The sequence below is a fragment of the Pseudomonas sp. GW821-FHT09H03 genome, assembly GCF_059415945.1.
The window spans coordinates 81,765-102,947 of the sequence record NZ_JBWKOF010000011.1; the positions used below are offsets into that span (position 1 = coordinate 81,765).

A 21,183-nucleotide genomic window follows, 5' to 3' on the forward strand; every position below is an offset into this window, starting at 1 on the left:
CCCTCATGCCACAGAAGCCCCCTCACCACTGCCCAGATCAAAAAAGCACTTGGGCTTAACCCGCCAACCCGACAAACATGTCCTGCACGTCATCGTGGTTGTCGAGACCTTCAAGGAACGCCTCGACTTCAGCCATCTGTTCATCGCTCAGGCCGCTGACCGGGTTTTTCGGCTGGTAGCCCAGTTTCGCCGAGAGCACGGTGAAGCCTTGTTCCGGCAGGGCTTTCTGTACCGCGTCCAGATCCGTAGGCTCGGTCAGGAACAGGGTGGCGCCGTCTTCGCCCGGCTCGAAATCCTGGGCACCGGCCTCGATGGCGGCCATTTCCGGATCGGCGTCCGGCGTGTCAGGCGAGGCTTCGATCATGCCGACATGGTTGAAGTCCCAGGCCACCGAACCGGAAGCCCCCAACTGGCCCTTGCGGAACGCGACACGGATTTCAGCAACGGTGCGGTTGATGTTGTCGGTTACACACTCAACGATCAATGGCACCTGATGCGGGGCGAACCCTTCATAGGTCACGCGATGGTATTGCACGGTTTCGCCCAGCAGGCCCGCGCCCTTCTTGATGGCACGGTCCAGTGTTTCCTTGGGCATCGAAGCTTTCTTGGCCTGTTCAACCACCAGGCGCAAATGCGCGTTGGTCGAGATATCAGCGCCGTTGCGCGCAGCAATGGTGATTTCCTTCACCAGTTTGCCGAAGATCTTGCCCTTGGCATTGGCTGCCGCTTCTTTGTGTTTAACTTTCCACTGTGCGCCCATTACTCACTCTCTTATCTGTGGCGCCGAAACATCTATTGGCCGACGCTTTGCGCAAGTTTATACGGCCTAAAGTTGGCAATCGACCAAAAATTCCGACTTGCATCGACATCTTCACCAGCTGTTGTAGGACGATTCTGAAAAGACGTTTTGCGGTGACTATGACGAACCGTGGTTTCGTACCCTCAGCGTCCAATTCCATGGCAGTGGCCTGTGCGATGCAAAATGACAAGGAAAGTCCTTTCACCCTGACGCTGCTCGACGTCGACTTGAGTTTGCAGGTGGTGCGGTTCAGTGGCCTCGAAGCCCTCAACCAGCCTTTTCGATTCGACATCGACGCGATTGACCTGACACCGGCAATCCCCCCCGAACAATTGCTGTACCAACCCGCCTATCTTGATTTTGGCCAGGGCCAGGGCATACATGGCGTTTTGCACAGTGTTGGTCAGGCGCACCGTGGCGCGCATCGGGTGGCTTACAAGCTGGTTCTGGTGCCGAGCCTGCAAGCACTGGAACAACAGTGTCGCCGGCGCATCTTTCGCGACCTGAATGTGCCGATGATCCTGCGTCAACTATTGGAGGATAACGGCTTGCCCGTCACCAGTTACCGCTTTGAATTGACGACCGGGCATTACCCCTTCCGACCTTTTTGCATCCAGTACGACGAAACCGATCTGGCTCTGCTGCAACGGCTGTGCGAAGAAGAAGGCATCCACTATCACTTCGAACATCAGCGTGATGGGCATGTGCTGGTCCTGGCCGATGACAGCCTGAGTTTCCCCCAGGAACCCTTGATAGTGCCTTATCACGACGCACTGGCGGATAACGTCGACGGGCCGGTCATGACAGAGTTGTACCAGCGCCATGACTCACCGCCGATCCCCGCTCGTGCGGATGCCAGCAACCGTGGTGCATCGACCCCCGGTGACGGCGCAGCCAATCAATCCATTGGAGTGACGGCGCCGCTGCATCGCCCTGCCCGACAGCCGCATCCTGAGCAGCTCAGCCGGCGCAAACTGGAGCGGCTGCGCTGCCGACAGCAGCAGCTAAACGGCCGCAGCAATCACCCGGCCCTGACCAGCGCCCGGATCATCCAGGTCAGCGAACACCCCTCGGGGCATTTCAACGACCAATGGTTGATCACCGAGAACCGCCATGAGGGCAGGCAGCCGTCGATACTCGCCGAAGACTGCGCGAGCATGACCCCGCAATACTTTAACCAGTTCAGCGCCATCCCCTGGTCGACCGCCTTCCGGCCAACGCTCAACCAGCGACGCCCAAGCGTTCCCGGTTTTCAGCCCGCCCGGATATGCGGCCTTTCCGGGCTTCCCCCAGTGCTGGATGATCGCGGCCGAATCGAGGTGAACCTATGGCCGTCGCAAACGGCGGCAGACGAGCCTTGCGGTCTGTGGCTACCGGTAGCACTGGCTTGCGCAGACACCCGGATCGATCCGGCCCGATTGCCTGTGGCCGGCAGCGATGTGCTGGTCAGTTTTCTCGACTGCGACCCGGATCGCCCGGTGCTCTGTGCAGTCATGGGCCACCCCGAGCAACCTCGACCCTCCCGCCCTCGGGAGCCAGCCGGCGATACCGGCCTGCTGCTCGACTGGCTGGTCAATCGCTCGGATCTCACGCCTTGAGCCTCAGCCTTTGTCGGCCTTGCCCGCCGCCGCCGCGAACTTCGCCAGACGCACATCAAGGTGCCGTGGCCGGTGCCCGCGATCCTCGGCGCGCTCCTTGCGGCGGATGGCGTTGCGCACCATCAACGAGCCGAGGTAACGAATCGGCTCCGGTGGAAAGAAGCCCAGCGGCCCGTTGATCAATGGCGAGCGAGTCCAGGGGTTGTCCAGCCCCTGGACCATCGACGCGAGAATCTGCCCGCCCATGTGGCACGGCCCGACACCGCTGCCAGAATAGCCGAAACCATAGAACACGTTGCCACTGGCGCTCATCTGCCCGAAAAACGGCAACCCGGTCACCGAGCGGTCCGACGGGCCGTTCCAGGTCGACTCGACCTTGACCTCAGCAAAGGCCGGGAAGAAATCCGCCAGGCTGTGCTGCAACAGGCCGGCGTAGGGCGATGGCTGATCGAACACCGGCAGCATGCGCCCGCCGTAGGCGAAGGTATTGCCGCCCTTGCCGAGCATGATCCGGCCGTCCGGAGTGTTGTGGTAGTAGTGCACGAAAATTCGCGAATCGAGCACCGTGACTCCGCTGGTCAAGCCGATTTCGTCGAGCAACTCAGGCCGTGGCTCGGTGATCAGCATGTCACTGGAAACGATCGCCACGCTGCGCTCGAACTGCGGGAACGCCCGGGCCATCCAGGCGTTCATCGCCAGCACCACCCGGTCGGCGCGAACAGTGCCGTGCGGAGTTTGTATCCCTGCCGGGCGGCCTTCTTCCAGCCCGGTCATTGCTGTATTTTCATGAATCCGCACCCCCAGTTGCAGGGCGACCCGGCGTAACCCGCGCACCAGTTTGCCCGGCTGAACACTGGCGGCCGCCGGGGAAAACCAGCCCTCCAGATGTTTGCTGGAGCCGGCCATGCGCTGCACATCGGCCACCGACCGCTGGGTGAACGAGTTGATGCCATGGCGTTCCAGGGCCGCGATCACCGCATCGGTCGAGCCGCATTGCGCGCGGTTGGTCGCGGTGTAGAGCGTCCCGTCGAGCCGGTAGTCGGCGTCCACTTGATACTGTTCGCAGAAGGCGCCGATGGCATGGATGCTGCGTTCGGACTCCTTGACCAGGCGCACTGCCTCCTCAACGCCGAACAAGCGCTCAAGGGTGAAATACTTGGCCGACCACGACAGCGCACAACCGCCATTGCGGCCACTGGCCCCGGAGCCGCAGATGTCCGCTTCGATCAGCAAAACGTCCAGTTCGGGGTTCTGTTGCTTGAGCATGATCGCGGTCCACAACCCGGTGTAACCGCCACCGACGATGCACACGTCGGCGCGGCTGTCGCCTTGCAGTGGCGCGCAGGTTTCGGTTGATTCAGCCTTCAGGGCCTGCTCCAGCCAAAAGGGTCTCATGGGTCAATCTCCAGTCAGTGGCCCACACGCCAGCCCGCCGCAGGCGCAGCAGGCCGCGAGGAGGCAGGATTCAGGTACGCAGGGGTTTGATCGTCATTGCCCGGTTGGGCACGAACGGATAGTTGGTCCGCAGGCCGCCCGGGCGGCTGTTCCAGTGCGGAATCAGCACCAGCGCCGAGAACATGGCGCAGCCGGCGAAGACGATGAATACCGTGACCGAGTCGAAGTAGCCCGGAAGCAACCCACCGAGTACCGCCCCGACCGAGCCACAGCCGTTGACGAATCCCGCTGCGGTAGCACCGGCCTTGGCCTTGCCAAAATCGATGGCGGCCGAGCCGCTGATCATCGAATCCGGGCCGTAAAGAGTCAGGCCCATGACGAACAGCAGCACCACCACCAACAGCACGCTGCCGGTATGCAGGGCGGCCATGAACAGCGCCAGCGTCAGGGTCAGCGCCAACAGGCTGATCACGCACGCCGGCATGCGTCGGGCGCCGAACAGTTTGTCCGAAGCCAGGCCGATCAGGATCGGCCCGAGCAGTCCGGCCAGTTCGAACGAAGTCGGAATGATCGCCGCACCGACCTTGCCGACCGAGGGCATCTGTTCGAAGACGATCACCGGGCCCCACAGCAGAATCGCGTAACGCGCCGGCTTGAGCATGAAGTACGCCAGGCCCAGCACCAGCACTGTGCGGTTGCGCAGGATTTCCTTCAAGGGCTCCAGGACGCTGATCCTGCTTTGGGCATAGGCCTCTTCGGCGCTCAGCTCAGACTCCGGCTCCACCGCGGGCAAACCTACGTCCTGCGGTTTGTTGCGTTGCAAAAAGAAAAACAGCACGGCCACCACACCAACCACCGCCGCGCTGGAAATGAACGCCGCGTGCCAGGTGCCCATCAGGGTGTACGCCCACCAGCCGGCGAACGGCGATGCCACCAGGCCGCCAAAGGCGTAGCAGGAGCTCCACAAGCCCAGGACTCGCCCACGCTGCTCGGAGGGAAAGAAACTCCCAAGGTTCTTGCACAATCCCGACCAGCCAGTCGATTGCGCCAGGCCTTGAATCAGCATGCAGGTGGCGAAGATCGGCACCGTTGCGAAGCTGCCCATGACCAGCGCCGCCACTGCGGAAATCAGTAATCCGCCGAGCACCACCACCCGCGGACCGAAACGGTCGGCCAGGATGCCCCAGGTGAATTGGCCGATGGCGTAAGCGGCAAGGTAGATGGCATCGAGGTTGGCCATGGCCATTTTGTCGAGCATGAACGTCGGGTCTTCGGCAATGCCGAGTTTGGCGACGGAGAAGGCTTTGCGGGTGAAGTAGAAAGCGGCGTAGGCGAGCCAGGTAATCGCGAAGATCTGCACGCGCCAACGCTTGATGGTGCCGATGTGCTTGTTCATTGTGGTTCTGACCTCAGGGTGTGAGTGTGCCGGCAGAATTGGTAGAAAACGCCTGTGTTTTTATTGTTGAGCACTGCGATATCGCCTTGTCCCTGTGGCGGATACCGGTCAGATGAGTCCCTTGTTGCACGCCCGGACCCATGGCCCCGTCGCTGTTCGACTGAGCATTCAGCGGGGCTGAGGCGGATAAAAACAATTACTGATTAATAAGTGAAATCGATTTATCGTATTTCCAATATAAGCTCAGCTTGTTACTGGAGATCCCCATGTCGGTTTCCCACGCCCAGCTCAAAGCCTTCCATGCCGTAGCGGTGCATGGAAGCTTTACCAAAGCCGCCGAACGGCTGTTTCTGACGCAGCCGGCCATCTCCGACCAGGTACGCAAACTCGAAGAGCGCTATGGGGTTTTGTTGTTCCATCGCAATAAACGCTCGGTGCGTCTGACCGATCTCGGCGAGCGCCTGTTGAGCGTCACCCAGCGGTTTTTTGTGATCGAGGCCGAAGCCCAGGAACTGCTGCAGGACTCCCAGGCGTTGCAGACCGGCAGCCTGATTCTGGCGGTGGATGCGCCGGTCCATGTGCTGCCGCAGATCGCCCGATTCTGCGAGCGCTACCCCGGGATCAGCGTGAAGATCGAAACCGGCAATACCGATGAATCGCTGTTTCGCCTGTTCAACTACCAGGCCGATCTGGCGCTGCTGGGCCGCGATGTCAGCGATGAACGCCTGATCTCGCTGCCCCTGCGCAACGACCCGATGGTGGCATTCGTTTCGCGCAATCATCCATGGGCCGACCGCGAATCCATCTGCCTGGCCGACCTCGACGACACCCCGCTGGTGCTGCGCGAAATCGGCTCGGTGACCCGCCAGACCCTTGAAGAGGAAATGGCCCGCGCCGGTTTTCGCATTCGCCCGGCCATTGAAGTCGAAGGCCGGGAAGCAGCGCGTGAGGCGGTAGTGGTAGGGATTGGCGTTGGCGTGGTGTCTGCGGCCGAGTTCGGTGCCGACTCCAGGGTCTGCGCGTTGCCGATCATCGATTGCGAACGGCGCCTGACAGAGACGCTGGTGTGCTTGCGCGAGCAAAGCTCACGGCGGGTGGTGGCGACGTTTTTGCAGATGGTGCGCGAGAGTCTGGTGTAGGCAGGCCAGTCCCCTTCGCGAGCAAGCCCGCTCCCACAGGGGTCTGTGGGTTCACGAAACCCAGTGGGAGCGGGCTTGCTCGCGAATGCAGGCGCCGCGGTCTACCTGCCAGGCGCCAACCCGAAAAACGCCTGAATCAAACGCAAATCCCTGCGCCGCTCCATGCACCCCATCATGTGTCGATTGAGCAACCCCTCGCCAATGATCGGCACCGCCGCCACCCGTGGGTCGTGGCTGACCTCCACCGACGACACCACTCCCACACCCAACTCCGCTGCCACCGCCTCGGTCACCGCTTCGCGACTGTCCAGCTCCAGCAACACCCGAGGATGCACGTTGGCCTCGGTGCAGGCTTCATCGAACGTACGCCGGGTGATCGAACCCGGTTCGCGCAACACCATGATCACCTGGTCCAGCTCCTTGAGCGGTACGCCTTTGCTCCGCCGAACCCACGGATGACCCTCGGGCACCAGCGCACAAATGCGTGACTCGCTCAGGGGTTGCAGATGCAAACCCTTGCGCGGCTCGACCTCGGTCAGCACCGCCACGTCGGCATGTTCGGACAGTAGCGCGGCCAGGGTTTCCTGGGCATTGCCCAGGCGCAGGTTCACCGTGATCCCCGGATAACGCGCACGCAGGCTGGCGAGCATCGGCATGACCATGTGCGGGCCGTCCGCGGCCACTTCCAGGCGTCCGGTCAACAATTGCCGGTTAGCCTCCAGCATCACCTGTGCCTCCTCGGCCAGGCCGAACATCGCCCGGGTGATTGCCGCCAGTTTGGTGCCCTCCTCCGTCAACTCCACCCGTCGCGCGGTGCGGCGCAACAGGGTGATCTGGTAGTGCTCCTCCAGGGCCTTGATGTGCCCGGTGACGGCTGGCTGGCTGATGAACAGGCGTGCGGCCGCCCTGGTAAAGCTGCCCTCGCGGGCCACGGCATCGAAGGCGCGCAGCTGAAACAGGTTCATTAATAAGTCTCACTGATGGTTGGTATAACAATAAACAATTTGATTGATAGCACGGCAAATTGCAATTTAAGCCCCGTAGCTTCATCCCATCGATTGCGAGGACACGAGAATGAGTACTGCCGAACCTATCCTGCTCACCCCCGGCCCGTTGACCACATCGGCGCGCACCCGCCAGGCAATGATGGTGGACTGGGGTTCATGGGATGACCGCTTCAATCAACTGACCGCCAGCCTCTGTGAACAGCTGCTGGCGATCATCAACGGCGCCGCCAGCCACCACTGCGTGCCCCTGCAAGGCAGCGGCACCTTCGCCGTCGAAGCGGCGATCGGCACCCTGGTGCCGCGCGACGGCAAAATCCTCGTATTGATCAACGGCGCCTACGGCAAGCGCCTGGCGAAAATCTGTGACGTGCTCGGCCGCTCGTTCAGTACCTTCGAAACCGCCGAGGACGAACCCACCACCGCCAACGACGTCGATCGCCTGCTGCGAGCCGACCCTGGCATTACTCATGTCGCGCTGATTCATTGCGAAACCAGCACCGGCATCCTCAACCCGCTGCCGGAAATTGCCCAGGTGATTGCGCGCCATGGCAAGCGCCTGATCATCGATGCCATGAGCTCATTCGGCGCACTGCCGGTGGATGCGCAACAGGTGCCGTTCGACGCGCTGATCGCCGCCTCGGGCAAATGCCTGGAGGGCGTGCCGGGGATGGGTTTTGTCTTCGCTCGCAAGGAGTCCCTGGCCAGCGCCGCCGGCAACTCGCATTCCCTGGCGATGGACCTGCATGACCAGCACAGCTACATGGCCAGGACCGGTCAGTGGCGCTTCACCCCGCCGACCCATGTGGTCGCCGCGCTGCACGAAGCCCTGCTGCAATACAACGAAGAAGGTGGCTTGCCGGCCCGGCATCGGCGTTACGCCGCCAACTGTCAGGCGCTGATGGAAGAAATGAGCAAGCTCGGCTTGCGCAGCTTCCTGCCGGCCGCCATTCAGGCGCCGATCATTGCCACCTTCCATGCACCGAAAGATCCGCGCTATCAGTTCAAGGAATTCTACGAACGGGTCAAGGCCAAGGGTTACATCCTCTACCCCGGCAAGCTGACCCAGGTCGAAACCTTCCGCGTCGGCTGCATCGGCCATGTCACCCCGGCGCAAATGCGCGAAGCGGTGGCGGCGGTGGCGCAAGTGCTGAGCGAGATGGAAGTCCTCGAAATCTGATCAACACCGCAATCCCCCTGTGGGAGCGGGCTTGCTCGCGAAGGCGGTGTATCAGTCGACATCAATTTTGAATGTCAGTCCGCTTTCGCGAGCAAGCCCGCTCCCACCCAAAGCAGCTCCCTATCCGCCAGTTGCCACAGGATCTATCACTATGAACTACACCAACCCAACCAAACTCCAGGCCGCCATCCTCGACTGGGCCGGCACCGTCGTCGACTTCGGCTCCTTCGCCCCGACCCAGATTTTCGTCGAAGCCTTCGCCGAGTTCGACGTCCAGGTGTCAATTGAAGAAGCCCGTGGCCCGATGGGCATGGGCAAGTGGGATCACATCCGTACCCTATGCGACCAGCCACAGGTCGCCGAGCGTTACCGCAAGGTGTTCGGTCGCACGCCGACCGACGATGACGTCACCGCCATCTACCAGCGCTTCATGCCGCTGCAGATCGAAAAGATCGCCGAGCATTCGGCACTGATTCCCGGTGCCCTGGAGACCATCGCCAACCTGCGCCAGCAAGGGATCAAGATCGGTTCGTGCTCCGGCTATCCGAAACAGGTCATGGACAAAGTGGTCGAGCTGGCTGCCACCAACGGTTACGTGGCCGATCACGTGGTTGCCACCGACGAAGTGCCAAACGGCCGCCCATGGCCGGCCCAGGCGCTGGCCAACGTCATCGCCCTGGGCATTGACGATGTCGCCGCCTGCGTGAAAATTGACGACACGGTGCCGGGCATTCTCGAAGGTCGCCGTGCCGGCATGTGGACGGTGGCGCTGATCTGCTCAGGCAACGCCCTGGGCCTGGATTATGAAGGTTATCGCGCCCTGGCCAGCGACACCCTGGACAGTGAACGCAAGCGCATCCACACCCTGTTCGAAGGCTCGCGCCCGCACTACATGATCGACACCATCACCGACCTGCCGCAAGTGATCGCCGACATCAACAAACGCCTGGCCAACGGCGAGATGCCACAGGCGAGCTGATCCACTTCTGCAGAAACGCACCGCCCCCTTGTAGGAGCGAGCTTGCTCGCGATGAAGTGTCAGTCGACACCGATGTGATTGACACGCCATCGCGAGCAGGCCCACGTCTACAAAGAGCGCGGTGCGTTTTTTTGCCCATCGCTTGATCCAGAGCATTGCGAGGACAATTTGCCCAAGGCAAATCCGCCAGACAGGATTACAGTTAAGGCATAACCGTCAATCAAGAACGGCAGCTATGAACCGGACCTGTGAGGACTAACCTATGCCCTGGAAAAACTCAGCCTCGCGCTACAGCACCGTATCGATCACGCTGCACTGGTTGATGCTGGTCCTGCTGGCCGTGGTTTACGCCTGTATCGAACTGCGAGGATTCTTCCCCAAAGGCAGTGGCGGCCGCACGCTGATCGTCGAGTCGCACTTCATGCTCGGCCTCACCGTGTTTGTATTGGTCTGGTTGCGGTTAATCGCCCGCAGCCTGGGCCCGGCGCCGCAGATCTTTCCGGCTTCGCCCCAATGGCAGACCCTGCTGGCCAGATTGATGCACTGGGCGCTGTACATCTTCATGATCGCCATGCCGCTACTTGGCTGGCTGGTGACCAGCGCCAAGGGCAACCAGGTGATGTTCTATGGCTTCGACCTGCCGCTGCTGGTGGCCGAAGACAAGGAGCTGGCCCGACAGATCAAGGAATGGCATGAACTGGGCGGTACCATCGGCTACTGGCTGATCGGCCTGCATGCCTTGGCCGGGCTGTATCACCATTATGTGGTGGGCGATAACACCCTGCTGCGGATGATGCCCAAGCGGGTGAACCGCGATTCCTGAAACAAGCGATAACCCAAATGTGGGAGCGGGCTTGCTCGCGAAGGCGGTGTGTCAGTCGCATTAACTTTGCCTGACACATCGCATTCGCGAGCAAGCCCGCTCCCACATTTGGATCTCCACAGTCTTTCAGCTTTGTGTTTCGAAGCCACGCCGCCCTTGCAAGCCGCCGGTATGGATGAAGATCAGCCGAGTCCCCGGGGCGAATTTACCCCCTTCAACCTGTTGCCTGAGCGCCAGCAGCGCTTTGCCGGTGTACAGTGGTTCGAGGGGAATGCCACTGGCCTGCTCGCACTGTTCGATGAACCCGATCAACTCCGGATCCACCCTGGCAAAACCACCACGGCTGGCGTCGAGTAATTCATAAGCCGGATCGCTCAACCCCGCCTCCTCGATGATCGCCTCCACCTGCTGGGCCACACCATGATCTTCGGGCACCGCCAGCGCACCGTAGACCGGGTGTTTCCCCGCCTCGGCCAATACCAGCCCGGCCAGGGTCGTGCCGGTGCCGCAGGCCAGCCACCAGCCGTCATGGTCGCTCCAGCCCAGGTCCTGCAGTTGGTCGTCTACCATGGTCTTGAGCTGCTTGCAGCCCTTGGCGCCCTGCAGCCCACCGCCACCTTCGGCAACGGCAAGCAGGTCGGGATACTGCGCCTGCCATGGCGCCCAGAAACCCGCGGTATGTCTCGCTCTGTAACCTGCGTAGCCAAGCCAGTGCAGTTGCATGCCGAACGCCTGCAAATCCTTGATCGTGGCCGTTTCCTGAGGATGCCCGCGCAGTAGGCCAACGGTGCGAAAGCCGAAGCGTTTGCCCGCCGCAGCCAGCGCATGCAGGTGGTTGGAGTGCGCTCCCCCGAGGCTGATGATGCCCGCGGCACCGACGCGGTCAGCGGCCTTGAGGTGTTCGATGAGCTTGAACCATTTGTTGCCGCTGATCAGCGGGTCGATCTGGTCAAGGCGCAAGATCGCGACTTCGATGCCGGCATTTTTCAGCCAGTCTAGATGAAGGGGATCGAGGGAGGCTTGGGGGAGCCAGTGTGCGGGAGGAGAAAGCATCGGCGTGTTGGACTGAGTTGAATACCAGCGCGGACCCAGGATTGCGGGCAATGAAGGGAACAGGCGGGCACAGGTGAGGATGGTCTGGGAAAATCCGGTGGCAGCCCCTTGAATAAAACGGCGTGATGATATCGGGCAAGTACCCGGGAGCCGCAACTCCAGGCCCCACTCACATCATGCCGCTATTTCACGGTCCCGCGATTGTGCCACACCATACCTCACCCTGGCCCGAAGCGCATGACGAAGCGTCAAGGCGGGCCGTTCAACGTAGTAGTACGAAACGCCGCTCAGTACAAACGACAGGCCCAGCACGATGGCAACGATGTACCCATCATAGGCAACCGGCCAGAAGGCGCGCAGAAAGTACATCACCACAAAGTGATTCAGGAACACCCCGTAGCTGATATTCCCGAGGAACTCGTCAACCCGGTGAAACCTGAGTTTCGTCAGTAAATACACGACGGGCACACCCAACGCCAGGCCGGCAGTCACTTCGGCATTGAACGGCCGGCGCTCGACCACACCGGCCATGATCGCCAGGAACATCAGCGCCGCCACCACCGCGGTACCGCCCGCTATCGCCAATCCCTTCGCCTGTGGTTTGTACAGGTAGCTGCCGCACAGAAACATGAACAAGACGCCCGGCAATAGTCGGTAGCCGTACAGATCGGTGTTGATCAAGCCAAGATACGCGGCCATGAAGATCACAACCGACAGGGTAAACGCGACTCCCCGCAGCTTGTAGATAATCAGGAAGGGGATCGCCAGGTAGAAGCACATCTCAAGCCCCAGCGACCAGGCCGGTGGCAGAATCTCTACCCCGGCCGCCCCGAACATGTAGAAGCCAAGGGGCACAATAGGAAGGCTTGCAGCGATATTCCCGAGCGTCAGGTCAGCAGCCTGGGGTGTACCTGGCAGCAGGAAATAGATCACCACGCAGGAGATGACGAAGTAGAACAGGAACTGCGGATACAGCCGCAAAGCCCTGTCCATGTAGAACAGACCGACGTTCCCCGGCGCCTTATAGTGGCGCTCGATCAGCGAAGTCATCACGAAACCGCTGATGATCAGGAATGAAATCACGGCGACCACGCCGGGGTTCAGACCTGCGAACGTCTTGCCCATATGAGAAACGGCCACCAGAACGGCCAATAACAGACGATAAGCTCCCACTTTTACCCCAAAACGTCCTTGTAGTCATGGCACGCAAACTACGATGTTTTGCGCCGCAAGAACAGGCTTTCGCTACAGAACCAGCCTCCCGCTCGCTCAAAGACCGCCTTCGCGAAACACCGCCCTAGGCAGGTCGGCGCTCCAACGAAAGCCTCGGGTACCAGGCGCTTTATTAAAGCTCTGCCGCCAACCGCGAACCCTGATTGATCGCCCGCTTGGCATCCAGCTCTGCCGCGACATCCGCGCCGCCGATCAGGTGCACCTTCTGCCCCGCCGCGACCAGACCTTCGTGCAATTCACGCAGCGGATCCTGCCCCGCGCAGATCACGATATTGTCCACCGCAAGCACTTGCGGCTCGCCGGTTTCGCCGATGCGGATGTGCAGGCCGTCGTCGTCGATCTTCAGGTATTCGACGCTGTTGAGCATCTGCACCTGCTTGTTCTTCAGACCGGTACGGTGAATCCAGCCGGTGGTCTTGCCCAGGCCGTCGCCGACCTTGGATTTCTTGCGTTGCAGCAGGAACACCTCGCGGGCCGGTGCATGGGGCTGCGCCTTGATACCGGCGACACCACCGCGCGCCTCGAGGTGCGTATCGATGCCCCACTCTTTCCAGAAGGCCTCGCGGTTCTGGCTGGTGGCCTCGCCCTGGTGAACCAGGAACTCCGACACGTCAAAACCGATCCCACCGGCACCAATCACGGCAACACGCTTGCCCACCGGCTTGCGCTGCAGGATCACATCCAGGTAGCTCAGCACCTTGGCACTCTCCACGCCTGGAATCGCCGGCACTCGCGGCGCAATGCCGGTGGCCAGAATGATCTCGTCGTAACCGCCTTCGACCAGTTGCGCCACATCCACGCGGGTGTTCAGGCACACCTCGACGTTAGTGGTCTGCAATTTGCGGTTGAAGTAGCGAATGGTCTCAAAGAACTCTTCCTTGCCCGGCACGCGCTTGGCGATGTTGAACTGACCACCGATTTCGCTGGCCGAATCGAACAGCGTGACCTGGTGACCGCGCTCGGCGGCCACGGTCGCCGCAGACAGACCGGCAGGACCTGCGCCGACCACGGCGATTTTCTTCAACTGCTGTACCGGCAGATAATTGAGTTCGGTTTCATGGCAGGCACGCGGATTGACCAGGCAACTGGTCAGCTTGCCGCCAAAGGTGTGGTCCAGGCACGCCTGGTTGCAGCCGATGCAGGTGTTGATTTCATCAGCGCGGCCTTCAGCGGCCTTGTTGACGAAATCCGGGTCGGCGAGGAACGGCCGCGCCATGGAAACCATGTCGGCATCGCCCTCGGCGAGAATCTGCTCGGCCACTTCCGGAGTATTGATGCGGTTGGTGGTGATCAACGGAATGCTCACCGAACCCCGCAGCTTGGCCGTGACCTTGCTGAACGCCGCGCGCGGCACCTTGGTGGCGATGGTCGGGATCCGCGCTTCGTGCCAGCCGATACCGGTGTTGATGATGGTCGCACCGGCCTGCTCGATGGCCTTGGCCAACTGCACGATTTCTTCCCAAGTGCTGCCGCCTTCCACCAGATCGAGCATCGACAGGCGGAAAATGATGATGAAATTCGGGCCGACCGCTTCACGTACGCGACGGACGATTTCCACCGGCAGGCGCATACGGTTTTCGTAGCTGCCGCCCCAACGGTCGGTACGGTGGTTGGTGTGGGCCGCAAGGAACTGGTTAATGAAATAACCTTCGGAACCCATGATTTCCACACCGTCGTACTCGGCCTGTTGGGCCAGGGTCGAACAGGTGACGAAATCGCTGATCTGTTTCTCGATGCCTTCCTCGTCCAGCTCTTTTGGCTTGAACGGGTTGATCGGCGCCTGGATCGCACTTGGCGCAACCTGCTTCGGGCTGTAGGCATAACGCCCGGCGTGAAGGATCTGCATGCAGATCTTGCCGCCTGCCTCGTGCACCGCACGGGTGACGATGCGGTGCTTGAGCGCCTCTTCCTCGGTGGTCAGCTTGGCCGCACCGGAATACACGCCACCCTCGTCATTCGGGCCAATACCACCGGTTACCATCAGGCCGACACCACCCAGGGCGCGCTCGGCAAAGTACGCCGCCATGCGCTCGAAGCCACCCGGCTTCTCTTCAAGACCGGTGTGCATCGACCCCATCAGGGTGCGGTTACGCAGCGTGGTGAATCCCAGGTCCAGCGGAGCCAGCAGGTGCGGGTAATGAGCGGCGGTCATCGGTAACTCCACATCGAACGATCACGGAAAATGCGGGAGCTCTACGGCGCCCGTCAGTCATGTTCGACAGACTAAGAGTCGGGAGGCTGCCACTCAATGACCGGAAGTGACAAGTTAATGATCGAAATGCGCAGCAGTACGCGCCACTCCGGCGGGCCCGATGCCAGTGTCGGCTTATAGCAGCGGCCTTCCATACGCTGGTTTAGCTGGTCGGCAGGTGCGCGGGGCAATTTGCAATAGCCACAATTGCCTACAAGCCCCGCCTCACCGGACGGTAAGGCCAGGCAAGGGCTACGCTGATATCATTCAAACACTTACAAGCGAGATGGAAAAACATGAACCGTCAAAAAAAGCTGCAACAGTTGTTCAAGGCCAAGGCCAAAAAGGCCAGCGCCAAACTGGCACCGAAAAAGCCTAAATACATCAGCAAGGCTGACCGATTGAAACTGGCCGTTGAATCTCCTGACGCCTCGGTCAGTTCCCCTAGCGAAAATTGATCCAGTTCGGAACGCTCGAACTCATCGCCACACAACTCGCGTAACGTTTGCAGGCCTTGACGCTGGCGGGTTCCGGCGGCACGGAAACCAACACGGTAAATACCAGGAAAAACAGGATCAAAAACGGAACACAATAGGCGAGATGACTTTTTATTTTCATTGTCAGTGCTCTCATGGCCTGTGAATCGAAACTGCGTGGGCAGTCCCCTTTATAACGGCGCCTTCGCGTGACCGATGCAGATCTCTCGAAGGCGCCCTGTTGCCCTGTCAGCGCTCGTCCACCGTAATGAACTCGCGGCGCTGCGCCATGAACGCAGGCACGTCGTCCTCATTGGTGAAGAACTGCTCGTACCACTCACGCAGCTGATACACCGGGCCATCGGTTTCTGCCAATACCGGCTTGTCGATACGAATTTTGTGCTTCCAGATCACCACGTCCTGGTAGAACGAGTCACGGTTACCTTCGACATAGGCCCTGGCAACTTCCTGGTTCTGCTCTTCGGTCCATCCCGGCACTCGCTTGACCATACAACCGAAGCGCAGGTCGAAACTGTTTGGCGTCACCGGCACGTGGCTGTTGAGCAGAATGGCGTGGATCCGCGCGTCGCCGAACATCGAACTGATATGCGTGAAGTGAGTGGCTGGCCCGTAGTAAGCCGATGGCGCAATCAGGTCGCCGCCCAGGCGCTCGGAGTCGCCATGGAAAATCTGATGGCCGATATGGCCTTCGAAGACGTTGGCGAAGTACTTGGTCGGCGTACCGTGCACCGGCCCGAAGTGCTGGGCATCCACCAGGTTATCGACCAACTCCCGCGGGTTGGTTTCGATGTGCATGGTGTCGATGTTCCAGTCATGAATCCAGTCCGGATCGTCCATCTCCGGCAGGTGTGGAATGACCACACCCTCTTTTGGCGCACGGCCCTCCGGGTTGTTCCAGACGAACAGCAGATTGTTTTCCTCGCAGGTCAACCAACTGCGGGTCTTGGCCTTGGGTGGAATGCGCTTGCAGTAAGGGATCTCCACGCATTTGCCACCGGTGTCGTACTTCCAGTGGTGGAACGGGCACACCAGCCTGTCGTTCTCGATGGTGCCCTGAGACAGGTCGGCGCCCATGTGCGGGCAATAGGCATCCAGAATGCTGATGTTGCCCTGGCTGTCGGCAAAAGCCACCAGGCGGGTGCCGAAGACTTCCAGGGTATGCGGCTTGCCATCACGGTAATCGCTCGCATTGCCCAGGCAGTGCCAGCCGCGCGCGTAACGGTGGGTACGCTGGGCGTTCTCGATGTTGATTTCAGCGAGTTTGGTCATTGTTATTGTTCCTCGAATGCAGCCTTGGGGGCAGGCAATGCCCCCAAGAAATACAGGGTGATCCCATGGCGAACATCATTAAGCAGTCGCGCAAGCAGATCATCGTTCAATTGGACTAGATCAAATGCGACCTACTCTCAATCGGCGCCCATGGCACAACGGGCGCCGTACTTGCCGGTTACTGGCCGAAACGCCGCGCGGCCTCGGGGCCAAAGTCGCGGGGGCTGAAGCCGGGTTTGTTCAACAGGTAACCGTTGCGCTGCTCATTGATCAGGTTGAACGCCAGGTAGCTGCCGGCATTGAGGTCGTAGTACAGGCCCACACCCGCCTGCTGACGCTGACTTTCGTAGGCGTAGAAGTAGTTGACCATCGAGGTGCGCCACAGCTCGCCCCGGTTGTCGTAGTTATCGGCGAGCATCGGGAACCAGGTGTCTTCGTCGACATACAACTTGCGTTTGCCATACAAGTGGCGATAGCCCGGCTTGAGTGTGCCTTCCAGTTCCCAGACCCGATGGCGCTCATAACGCATGGCCTCGGGGTTGATGTGGCCGGGGGTCAGCAGGTCGGCGTACTTGAGATTGCCTGCATGCAAGCGATAGGTGTTGTAGGGTATGTACATCTCGCGCTTGCCGACGATCTTCCAGTCGTAGCGCTGGCCGGAACCGTTGAACAGGCGCACTTCGTCCACGGTGATCGAGCCTCCGCTGCCGGGGAACGACATGTCGAAACCATAGCCTGGCGACTGGCGCACGCGACGGGTGCCCGGATCGTAACGCCAGGCCTGGCGCGGTTCGGTCTTGTCGTTCCAGAACTCAGTGCCTGTATTGATCTCACCCTTGTCCCGTTGTGGCAGCAGGGTTTCATTTAGATAGAACGACGAGTTGCCGATGGTTTCGCCAATCTTGCCAGGCTCCAGCGACGGTGCCAGGTTGCGCGAATGCACGCGGCCCCAGTTGATGTTGCCGTCCTTGAGCACATAGGCGTTATCGGAGACATATTCCTCGGTCCAGGCGCGCAAGGTAAAAGTCGAGGCGTTCTTCAACAGCTCCAGGCCGCTGCGCGGTACCGGGAACGGTGTACCGCCGGTTTTGCCGACCACCCCTTCGCCATCATCCACCAGACGTGCCACGCTGGCGTTCTCGCGAGTGGCCTGGCAAACCGCGTCGTTGTAACGGAAATCCCGATGCGAGGGATAGACCGGCATTTTGTAGGTGCCTGGGTACAGCTTGAACAGGGCTTTCTGGCCATCGGACAGGTAGGCGTCGTGTTTCGCGATGTTCTGCGCGGTGATCACAAACAGCGGTTTTTCGTCCGGGTACGGATCCACCGGATGGTTGCCTGTGCCCTTGAAATCAACGTGGGGTGGTGCACCCAGCCACTTGCCGCTGAAGGCCGGAATGCTGCCGTCGGCATTGCCGGCCTTTTCCGCACCCAGGCACGTCAAGTCGTTGCCCAGGCGCGGGATGTCCTCTGGTGCGGCATTCACCGTGCCCACGGCACAGCATCCCAACAACAAGGTCATGGCCCAGCCAGAGGCCTGATTACTGCCGGTCATTTTTATTCTCCTTGGATTCGACAACGGTTGCCCAGTATCGACAGGCCAGGAAGCCGGCAGCATCGTCCGCACGGACTAACGCATTTTACCGCAGCCACGCCTCACAGCCGGGCCCCGTCCTGCTGCGGCGCACCCAGCGCCACCACGCTGTTGAGCATGATCCGCACCAGCTCGGTCTGACGCCGCACGCCGGTCTTGGAAAAAATCGAACGCAGGTGCGCACGCGCGGTATTACGCCGGATGTTAAGCAGTTCCGAGGCTTCCTCCAGCGACAAGCCGTTGGCCAATTCCAGGGCCAGCGCGGTTTCCGCCGGGGTCAGGTTATACAGTTGCGACGTCAGCACCGTGCTCACCAGCGACTTGCTCACCGCATCGCGCACATACACCACCACCGTCGGCTTGCCGGTGCCTTCGAGCAGATCCCGGGAGGGAATCAACTCCACCACAACCCCCAGGCTGACCTGCCCTGAAGGACGGGAAATCGACGTCGCCTCGGCCAACTGCACGCCCTTGGCGGTGCCCTGCCTGGCACGCTGGAAGGCGTTGCGTACCAGGCGCGTCAACTCGCGATTGTCACTTGGATAGGTCGCTTCCAGCCGCCCGCCCACCACCTTGAGGCCGTCCTGACTGGCGAGAATGTCCCGTGCCACGGGGTTGAGTTGCACCACGCTGCCGTTTTCATCGAGCACGATAGTCGCCACCGCGAGGCGGCTGATCGTCTGCGAATACAGACTGCCGAGGGACTCGCTGCGGTCGAGCAACGAATACATGTGCAAGGTCCGGCGCAGGTGCGGCAGCAACATGGCACACATGGCCCGCTCGGTGTCACCGAAAGCTGGTTGACCCCGGGGCCGATTGATCCGGAAACGCACCGTGCCGCCATCCGGCATGCGGATATCGGCACCGAGCATGTGGTAACAATCGTAGGGTTGGCAGTACAGCAGGTAAAACGCCGAACTGGCCCATTCGGCATCGCTGACCAGCTCATCGATGGTGAACACGGTGTCGGTGGGCAAGCCATCGAACAGGGTGGATTTGGCGTAGTAGGCGTAATGGTTGATCCCGCCCTGCCCCAGTTCGATATCACCGGCGACGACCATCGGTGACAGCAGCGGCTCATCCTGGACCCGCAGGATCAGAGTCACGAAATTGGCCTTGAACAAGCCGCGGATCTCGCGCAGCGAGTCGCTCAGGCAGCGGGTGTTCATCGCCGCTTCGTAGATGTTGCCGATGATCCGTTCGTATTCGGCCAGCTCCAGGCCCATTTGCGCCAGGACCTGTGCATTGGGCATACAACTTTGCATAACCATTCCCCAGCAGCGGGCCCGACCGGCGGGCCCCCATGGATTGAATCGAAACAGAGGCGGCGCCCCGCTCGTCTCACGGCAGCTCGAAAAGGCCGGCGGCGCCCATGCCGCCACCGATGCACATGGCGATCACTACATAACGCACGCCGCGCCGACGACCTTCGAGCAAGGCGTGACCAACCATCCGCGCGCCGGACATACCGAAGGGGTGCCCGATGGCAATCGCCCCGCCATTGACGTTCAGGCGTTCGGCCGGGATCTGCAGCGCGTCGCGGCAATGCAAGACCTGGCTGGCAAAGGCCTCGTTGATCTCCCACAGACCGATATCCGCCACCCCCAGGCCAAAGCGCTTGAGCAGTTTGGGAATGGCGATTACCGGGCCGATGCCCATTTCCTCAGGCGCGCAACCGGCCACGGCAATGCCGCGGTAGATGCCCAGTGGCGTCAACCCGCGACGCTTGGCCTCGGCTCGACTCATCAGCAGACTGGCCGCGGCACCGTCGGAGAACTGCGAGGCGTTGCCGGCGGTGACGAACTCGCCCTGCTCGATCCATTTGCCGTCCTTCCACACCGGCTTCAATCCCGCCAGGTCTTCCAGGCGCGTATTGGGCCGGTTGCACTCGTCACGCAAGACCTGCACGCGTTCATGGCCATTGGGCTGACCATCGGCGGCGAACAACAATTTGTCCACGCTCAGGCCGACGATTTCCTCGTCGAACAGACCGTCGCGCTGGGCGGCAGCGGTGCGCAGTTGGCTTTGCAGCGAGTATTCATCCTGGGCGGCGCGGCTGATGCCGTAGCGGCGCGAGACGATCTCGGCGGTTTCGATCATGGGGATGTAGGCACTGGGCATCACCTGCAGAACGGCTTCGGATTGCGCGCGAAAGCTGTTTTTGTGTTTGGTCTGGGTCAGCGATAGCGACTCCACACCGCCGCCGATGGCGATGCTCATCTCGCCGGTCATGATGCCCTTGGCCGCGACGCCGATACTCATCAGTCCCGAGGCACACATCCGGTCCAGGGCCATGCCCGGCACGCTGTCCGGCAAACCGCCGGTGTAGGCACAGAGCCGTCCGATGTTATAGGCCTGGGTGCCCTGCTGGACCGCTGCGCCCATGATCACATCCTCGACGTCAGCAGGCTCGATACCAGCGCGCTCGACCACTGCGCGCACAACATGGCCGCCCAGCACCGGGGCTTCGGTATCGTTGAACGATCCGCGAAACGACTTGGCCAGCGCGGTACGGGCGGTGGCGACAATGACAACTTCATTCTGGTCCATGGGCAACTCACTCGGAAATAGGGTTGAAGGTGTAGCGGCTGATGGTGTCGATCACGCAGCCCGGGCGCGCCTGGCCCTCGACTTCCATGGTCATGCGCACGACCAGTTGCACGGCGTCGCCCAGAGTTTCGGCGCGGATGATCCGGCCACTGCCGCGCACCCGCGAATCGACCTTGACCGGTGCCGGGAAGCGCACCCGGTCGCTGCCATAGTTGACGCCCATGGCCATGTTTTCGATGTTCATCAACTGCGGCATGAACAGATTGGCCAGGGACTGCGTCAGGTAACCGTGGGCAATGCAGGCACCAAAAGGACCGCTGGCGGCGCGTACCGGGTCGACATGAATCCACTGGTGATCACTGGTGGCTTGGGCAAACAGATCGATGCGGTGCTGGTCAATGGTCAGCCATTCGGTGTGGCCCAGGTCCAGGCCCTCGGCCGCAAGCAACGCCTGGGCACTACTGAAAACGTGACTCATGTGGC

Annotated in this window: 18 protein-coding genes; 6 read left to right on the top strand and 12 right to left on the bottom strand. The window is 61.0% G+C overall.

Going from position 1 to position 21,183, the window contains the following annotated elements:
- Window positions 1–55: 55 nt before the first annotated feature.
- Window positions 56–760 (bottom strand): YebC/PmpR family DNA-binding transcriptional regulator, encoded by a 705-nt coding sequence (locus AC07OG_RS17220; protein WP_060543500.1) that lies wholly within the window; start codon window positions 758–760, stop codon window positions 56–58.
- 215 nt (window positions 761–975) lie between these two features.
- Between AC07OG_RS17220 and AC07OG_RS17225 the strand changes: the two genes are divergently transcribed.
- Window positions 976–2,397 carry a type VI secretion system Vgr family protein gene (locus AC07OG_RS17225; RefSeq protein WP_495067630.1) on the top strand — a complete coding sequence of 474 codons (1,422 nt, stop codon included), beginning with the start codon at window positions 976–978 and terminating at the stop codon, window positions 2,395–2,397.
- 3 nt (window positions 2,398–2,400) lie between these two features.
- On the opposite strand, the gene AC07OG_RS17230 is transcribed toward AC07OG_RS17225, so the two are convergent.
- Together AC07OG_RS17230 and AC07OG_RS17235 are read right to left on the bottom strand one after the other, a co-directional pair.
- The gene (locus AC07OG_RS17230; protein WP_495067581.1) at window positions 2,401–3,792 is read right to left on the bottom strand and encodes an FAD-dependent oxidoreductase; all 1,392 of its coding nucleotides are present in this window, start codon (window positions 3,790–3,792) and stop codon (window positions 2,401–2,403) included.
- A gap of 70 nt (window positions 3,793–3,862) precedes the next feature.
- The gene (locus tag AC07OG_RS17235) at window positions 3,863–5,188 is read right to left on the bottom strand and encodes an MFS transporter (RefSeq protein WP_218425032.1); all 1,326 of its coding nucleotides are present in this window, start codon (window positions 5,186–5,188) and stop codon (window positions 3,863–3,865) included.
- Window positions 5,189–5,454: 266 nt separating this feature from the next.
- Here AC07OG_RS17235 and AC07OG_RS17240 point away from each other — a divergent pair, with 266 nt between their 5' ends.
- Complete coding sequence (locus AC07OG_RS17240; RefSeq protein ID WP_495067582.1) at window positions 5,455–6,327, top strand: LysR family transcriptional regulator; 873 nt, start codon at window positions 5,455–5,457, stop codon at window positions 6,325–6,327.
- A 101-nt stretch (window positions 6,328–6,428) separates the two neighbouring features.
- On the opposite strand, the gene AC07OG_RS17245 is transcribed toward AC07OG_RS17240, so the two are convergent.
- Complete coding sequence (locus AC07OG_RS17245) at window positions 6,429–7,292, bottom strand: LysR substrate-binding domain-containing protein (protein WP_060543495.1); 864 nt, start codon at window positions 7,290–7,292, stop codon at window positions 6,429–6,431.
- Window positions 7,293–7,401: 109 nt separating this feature from the next.
- On the opposite strand from AC07OG_RS17245, the gene AC07OG_RS17250 reads away from it, so the two are divergent.
- From AC07OG_RS17250 to AC07OG_RS17260, 3 genes are all read left to right on the top strand, one after another.
- The gene (locus AC07OG_RS17250; protein WP_060543494.1) at window positions 7,402–8,511 is read left to right on the top strand and encodes a 2-aminoethylphosphonate--pyruvate transaminase; all 1,110 of its coding nucleotides are present in this window, start codon (window positions 7,402–7,404) and stop codon (window positions 8,509–8,511) included.
- Window positions 8,512–8,662: 151 nt separating this feature from the next.
- Window positions 8,663–9,490 carry a phosphonoacetaldehyde hydrolase gene (gene phnX / locus AC07OG_RS17255; RefSeq protein ID WP_218425034.1) on the top strand — a complete coding sequence of 276 codons (828 nt, stop codon included), beginning with the start codon at window positions 8,663–8,665 and terminating at the stop codon, window positions 9,488–9,490.
- Window positions 9,491–9,752: 262 nt separating this feature from the next.
- A complete protein-coding gene (locus tag AC07OG_RS17260) occupies window positions 9,753–10,313 on the top strand; it encodes a cytochrome b (RefSeq protein ID WP_495067583.1) in 561 nt (186 codons plus the stop codon).
- A gap of 126 nt (window positions 10,314–10,439) precedes the next feature.
- Here the strand turns inward: AC07OG_RS17260 and AC07OG_RS17265 are convergent, their stop codons facing one another.
- The 3 genes from AC07OG_RS17265 to AC07OG_RS17275 all read right to left on the bottom strand — a co-directional run bounded on the left by AC07OG_RS17265 (window position 10,440) and on the right by AC07OG_RS17275 (window position 14,751).
- Entirely contained in the window at window positions 10,440–11,366 is a 927-nt protein-coding gene (locus AC07OG_RS17265) for a 1-aminocyclopropane-1-carboxylate deaminase/D-cysteine desulfhydrase (RefSeq protein ID WP_060543491.1), read from the bottom strand.
- Between the two features lie 174 nt (window positions 11,367–11,540).
- A complete protein-coding gene (locus tag AC07OG_RS17270; protein ID WP_495067584.1) occupies window positions 11,541–12,539 on the bottom strand; it encodes an acyltransferase family protein in 999 nt (332 codons plus the stop codon).
- A 172-nt stretch (window positions 12,540–12,711) separates the two neighbouring features.
- Window positions 12,712–14,751, bottom strand: a complete 2,040-nt coding sequence (locus AC07OG_RS17275; RefSeq protein WP_495067585.1) for an oxidoreductase — start codon at window positions 14,749–14,751, stop codon at window positions 12,712–12,714.
- Window positions 14,752–15,086: 335 nt separating this feature from the next.
- On the opposite strand from AC07OG_RS17275, the gene AC07OG_RS17280 reads away from it, so the two are divergent.
- Window positions 15,087–15,248 (top strand): DUF2986 domain-containing protein, encoded by a 162-nt coding sequence (locus tag AC07OG_RS17280; protein ID WP_082457613.1) that lies wholly within the window; start codon window positions 15,087–15,089, stop codon window positions 15,246–15,248.
- A 267-nt stretch (window positions 15,249–15,515) separates the two neighbouring features.
- Here AC07OG_RS17280 and AC07OG_RS17285 read toward each other — a convergent pair whose 3' ends face one another.
- The 5 genes from AC07OG_RS17285 to AC07OG_RS17305 all read right to left on the bottom strand — a co-directional run bounded on the left by AC07OG_RS17285 (window position 15,516) and on the right by AC07OG_RS17305 (window position 21,178).
- Window positions 15,516–16,556 (bottom strand): 3-ketosteroid-9-alpha-monooxygenase, oxygenase component, encoded by a 1,041-nt coding sequence (locus AC07OG_RS17285; protein ID WP_060543488.1) that lies wholly within the window; start codon window positions 16,554–16,556, stop codon window positions 15,516–15,518.
- A 178-nt stretch (window positions 16,557–16,734) separates the two neighbouring features.
- Window positions 16,735–18,111: a DUF1329 domain-containing protein gene (locus tag AC07OG_RS17290; RefSeq protein WP_082457612.1), complete on the bottom strand. Its 1,377-nt coding sequence runs from the start codon at window positions 18,109–18,111 to the stop codon at window positions 16,735–16,737.
- Window positions 18,112–18,212: 101 nt separating this feature from the next.
- Window positions 18,213–19,415, bottom strand: coding sequence for a helix-turn-helix transcriptional regulator (locus AC07OG_RS17295; RefSeq protein WP_060543487.1), 1,203 nt, complete (start codon window positions 19,413–19,415; stop codon window positions 18,213–18,215).
- Window positions 19,416–19,491: 76 nt separating this feature from the next.
- Window positions 19,492–20,700: an acetyl-CoA C-acyltransferase gene (locus AC07OG_RS17300; protein WP_495067586.1), complete on the bottom strand. Its 1,209-nt coding sequence runs from the start codon at window positions 20,698–20,700 to the stop codon at window positions 19,492–19,494.
- 7 nt (window positions 20,701–20,707) lie between these two features.
- On the bottom strand, window positions 20,708–21,178 hold the full coding sequence (locus AC07OG_RS17305) for a MaoC family dehydratase (protein ID WP_060543485.1): 471 nt from the start codon (window positions 21,176–21,178) through the stop codon (window positions 20,708–20,710).
- Between the last annotated feature and the right edge of the window lie 5 nt (window positions 21,179–21,183).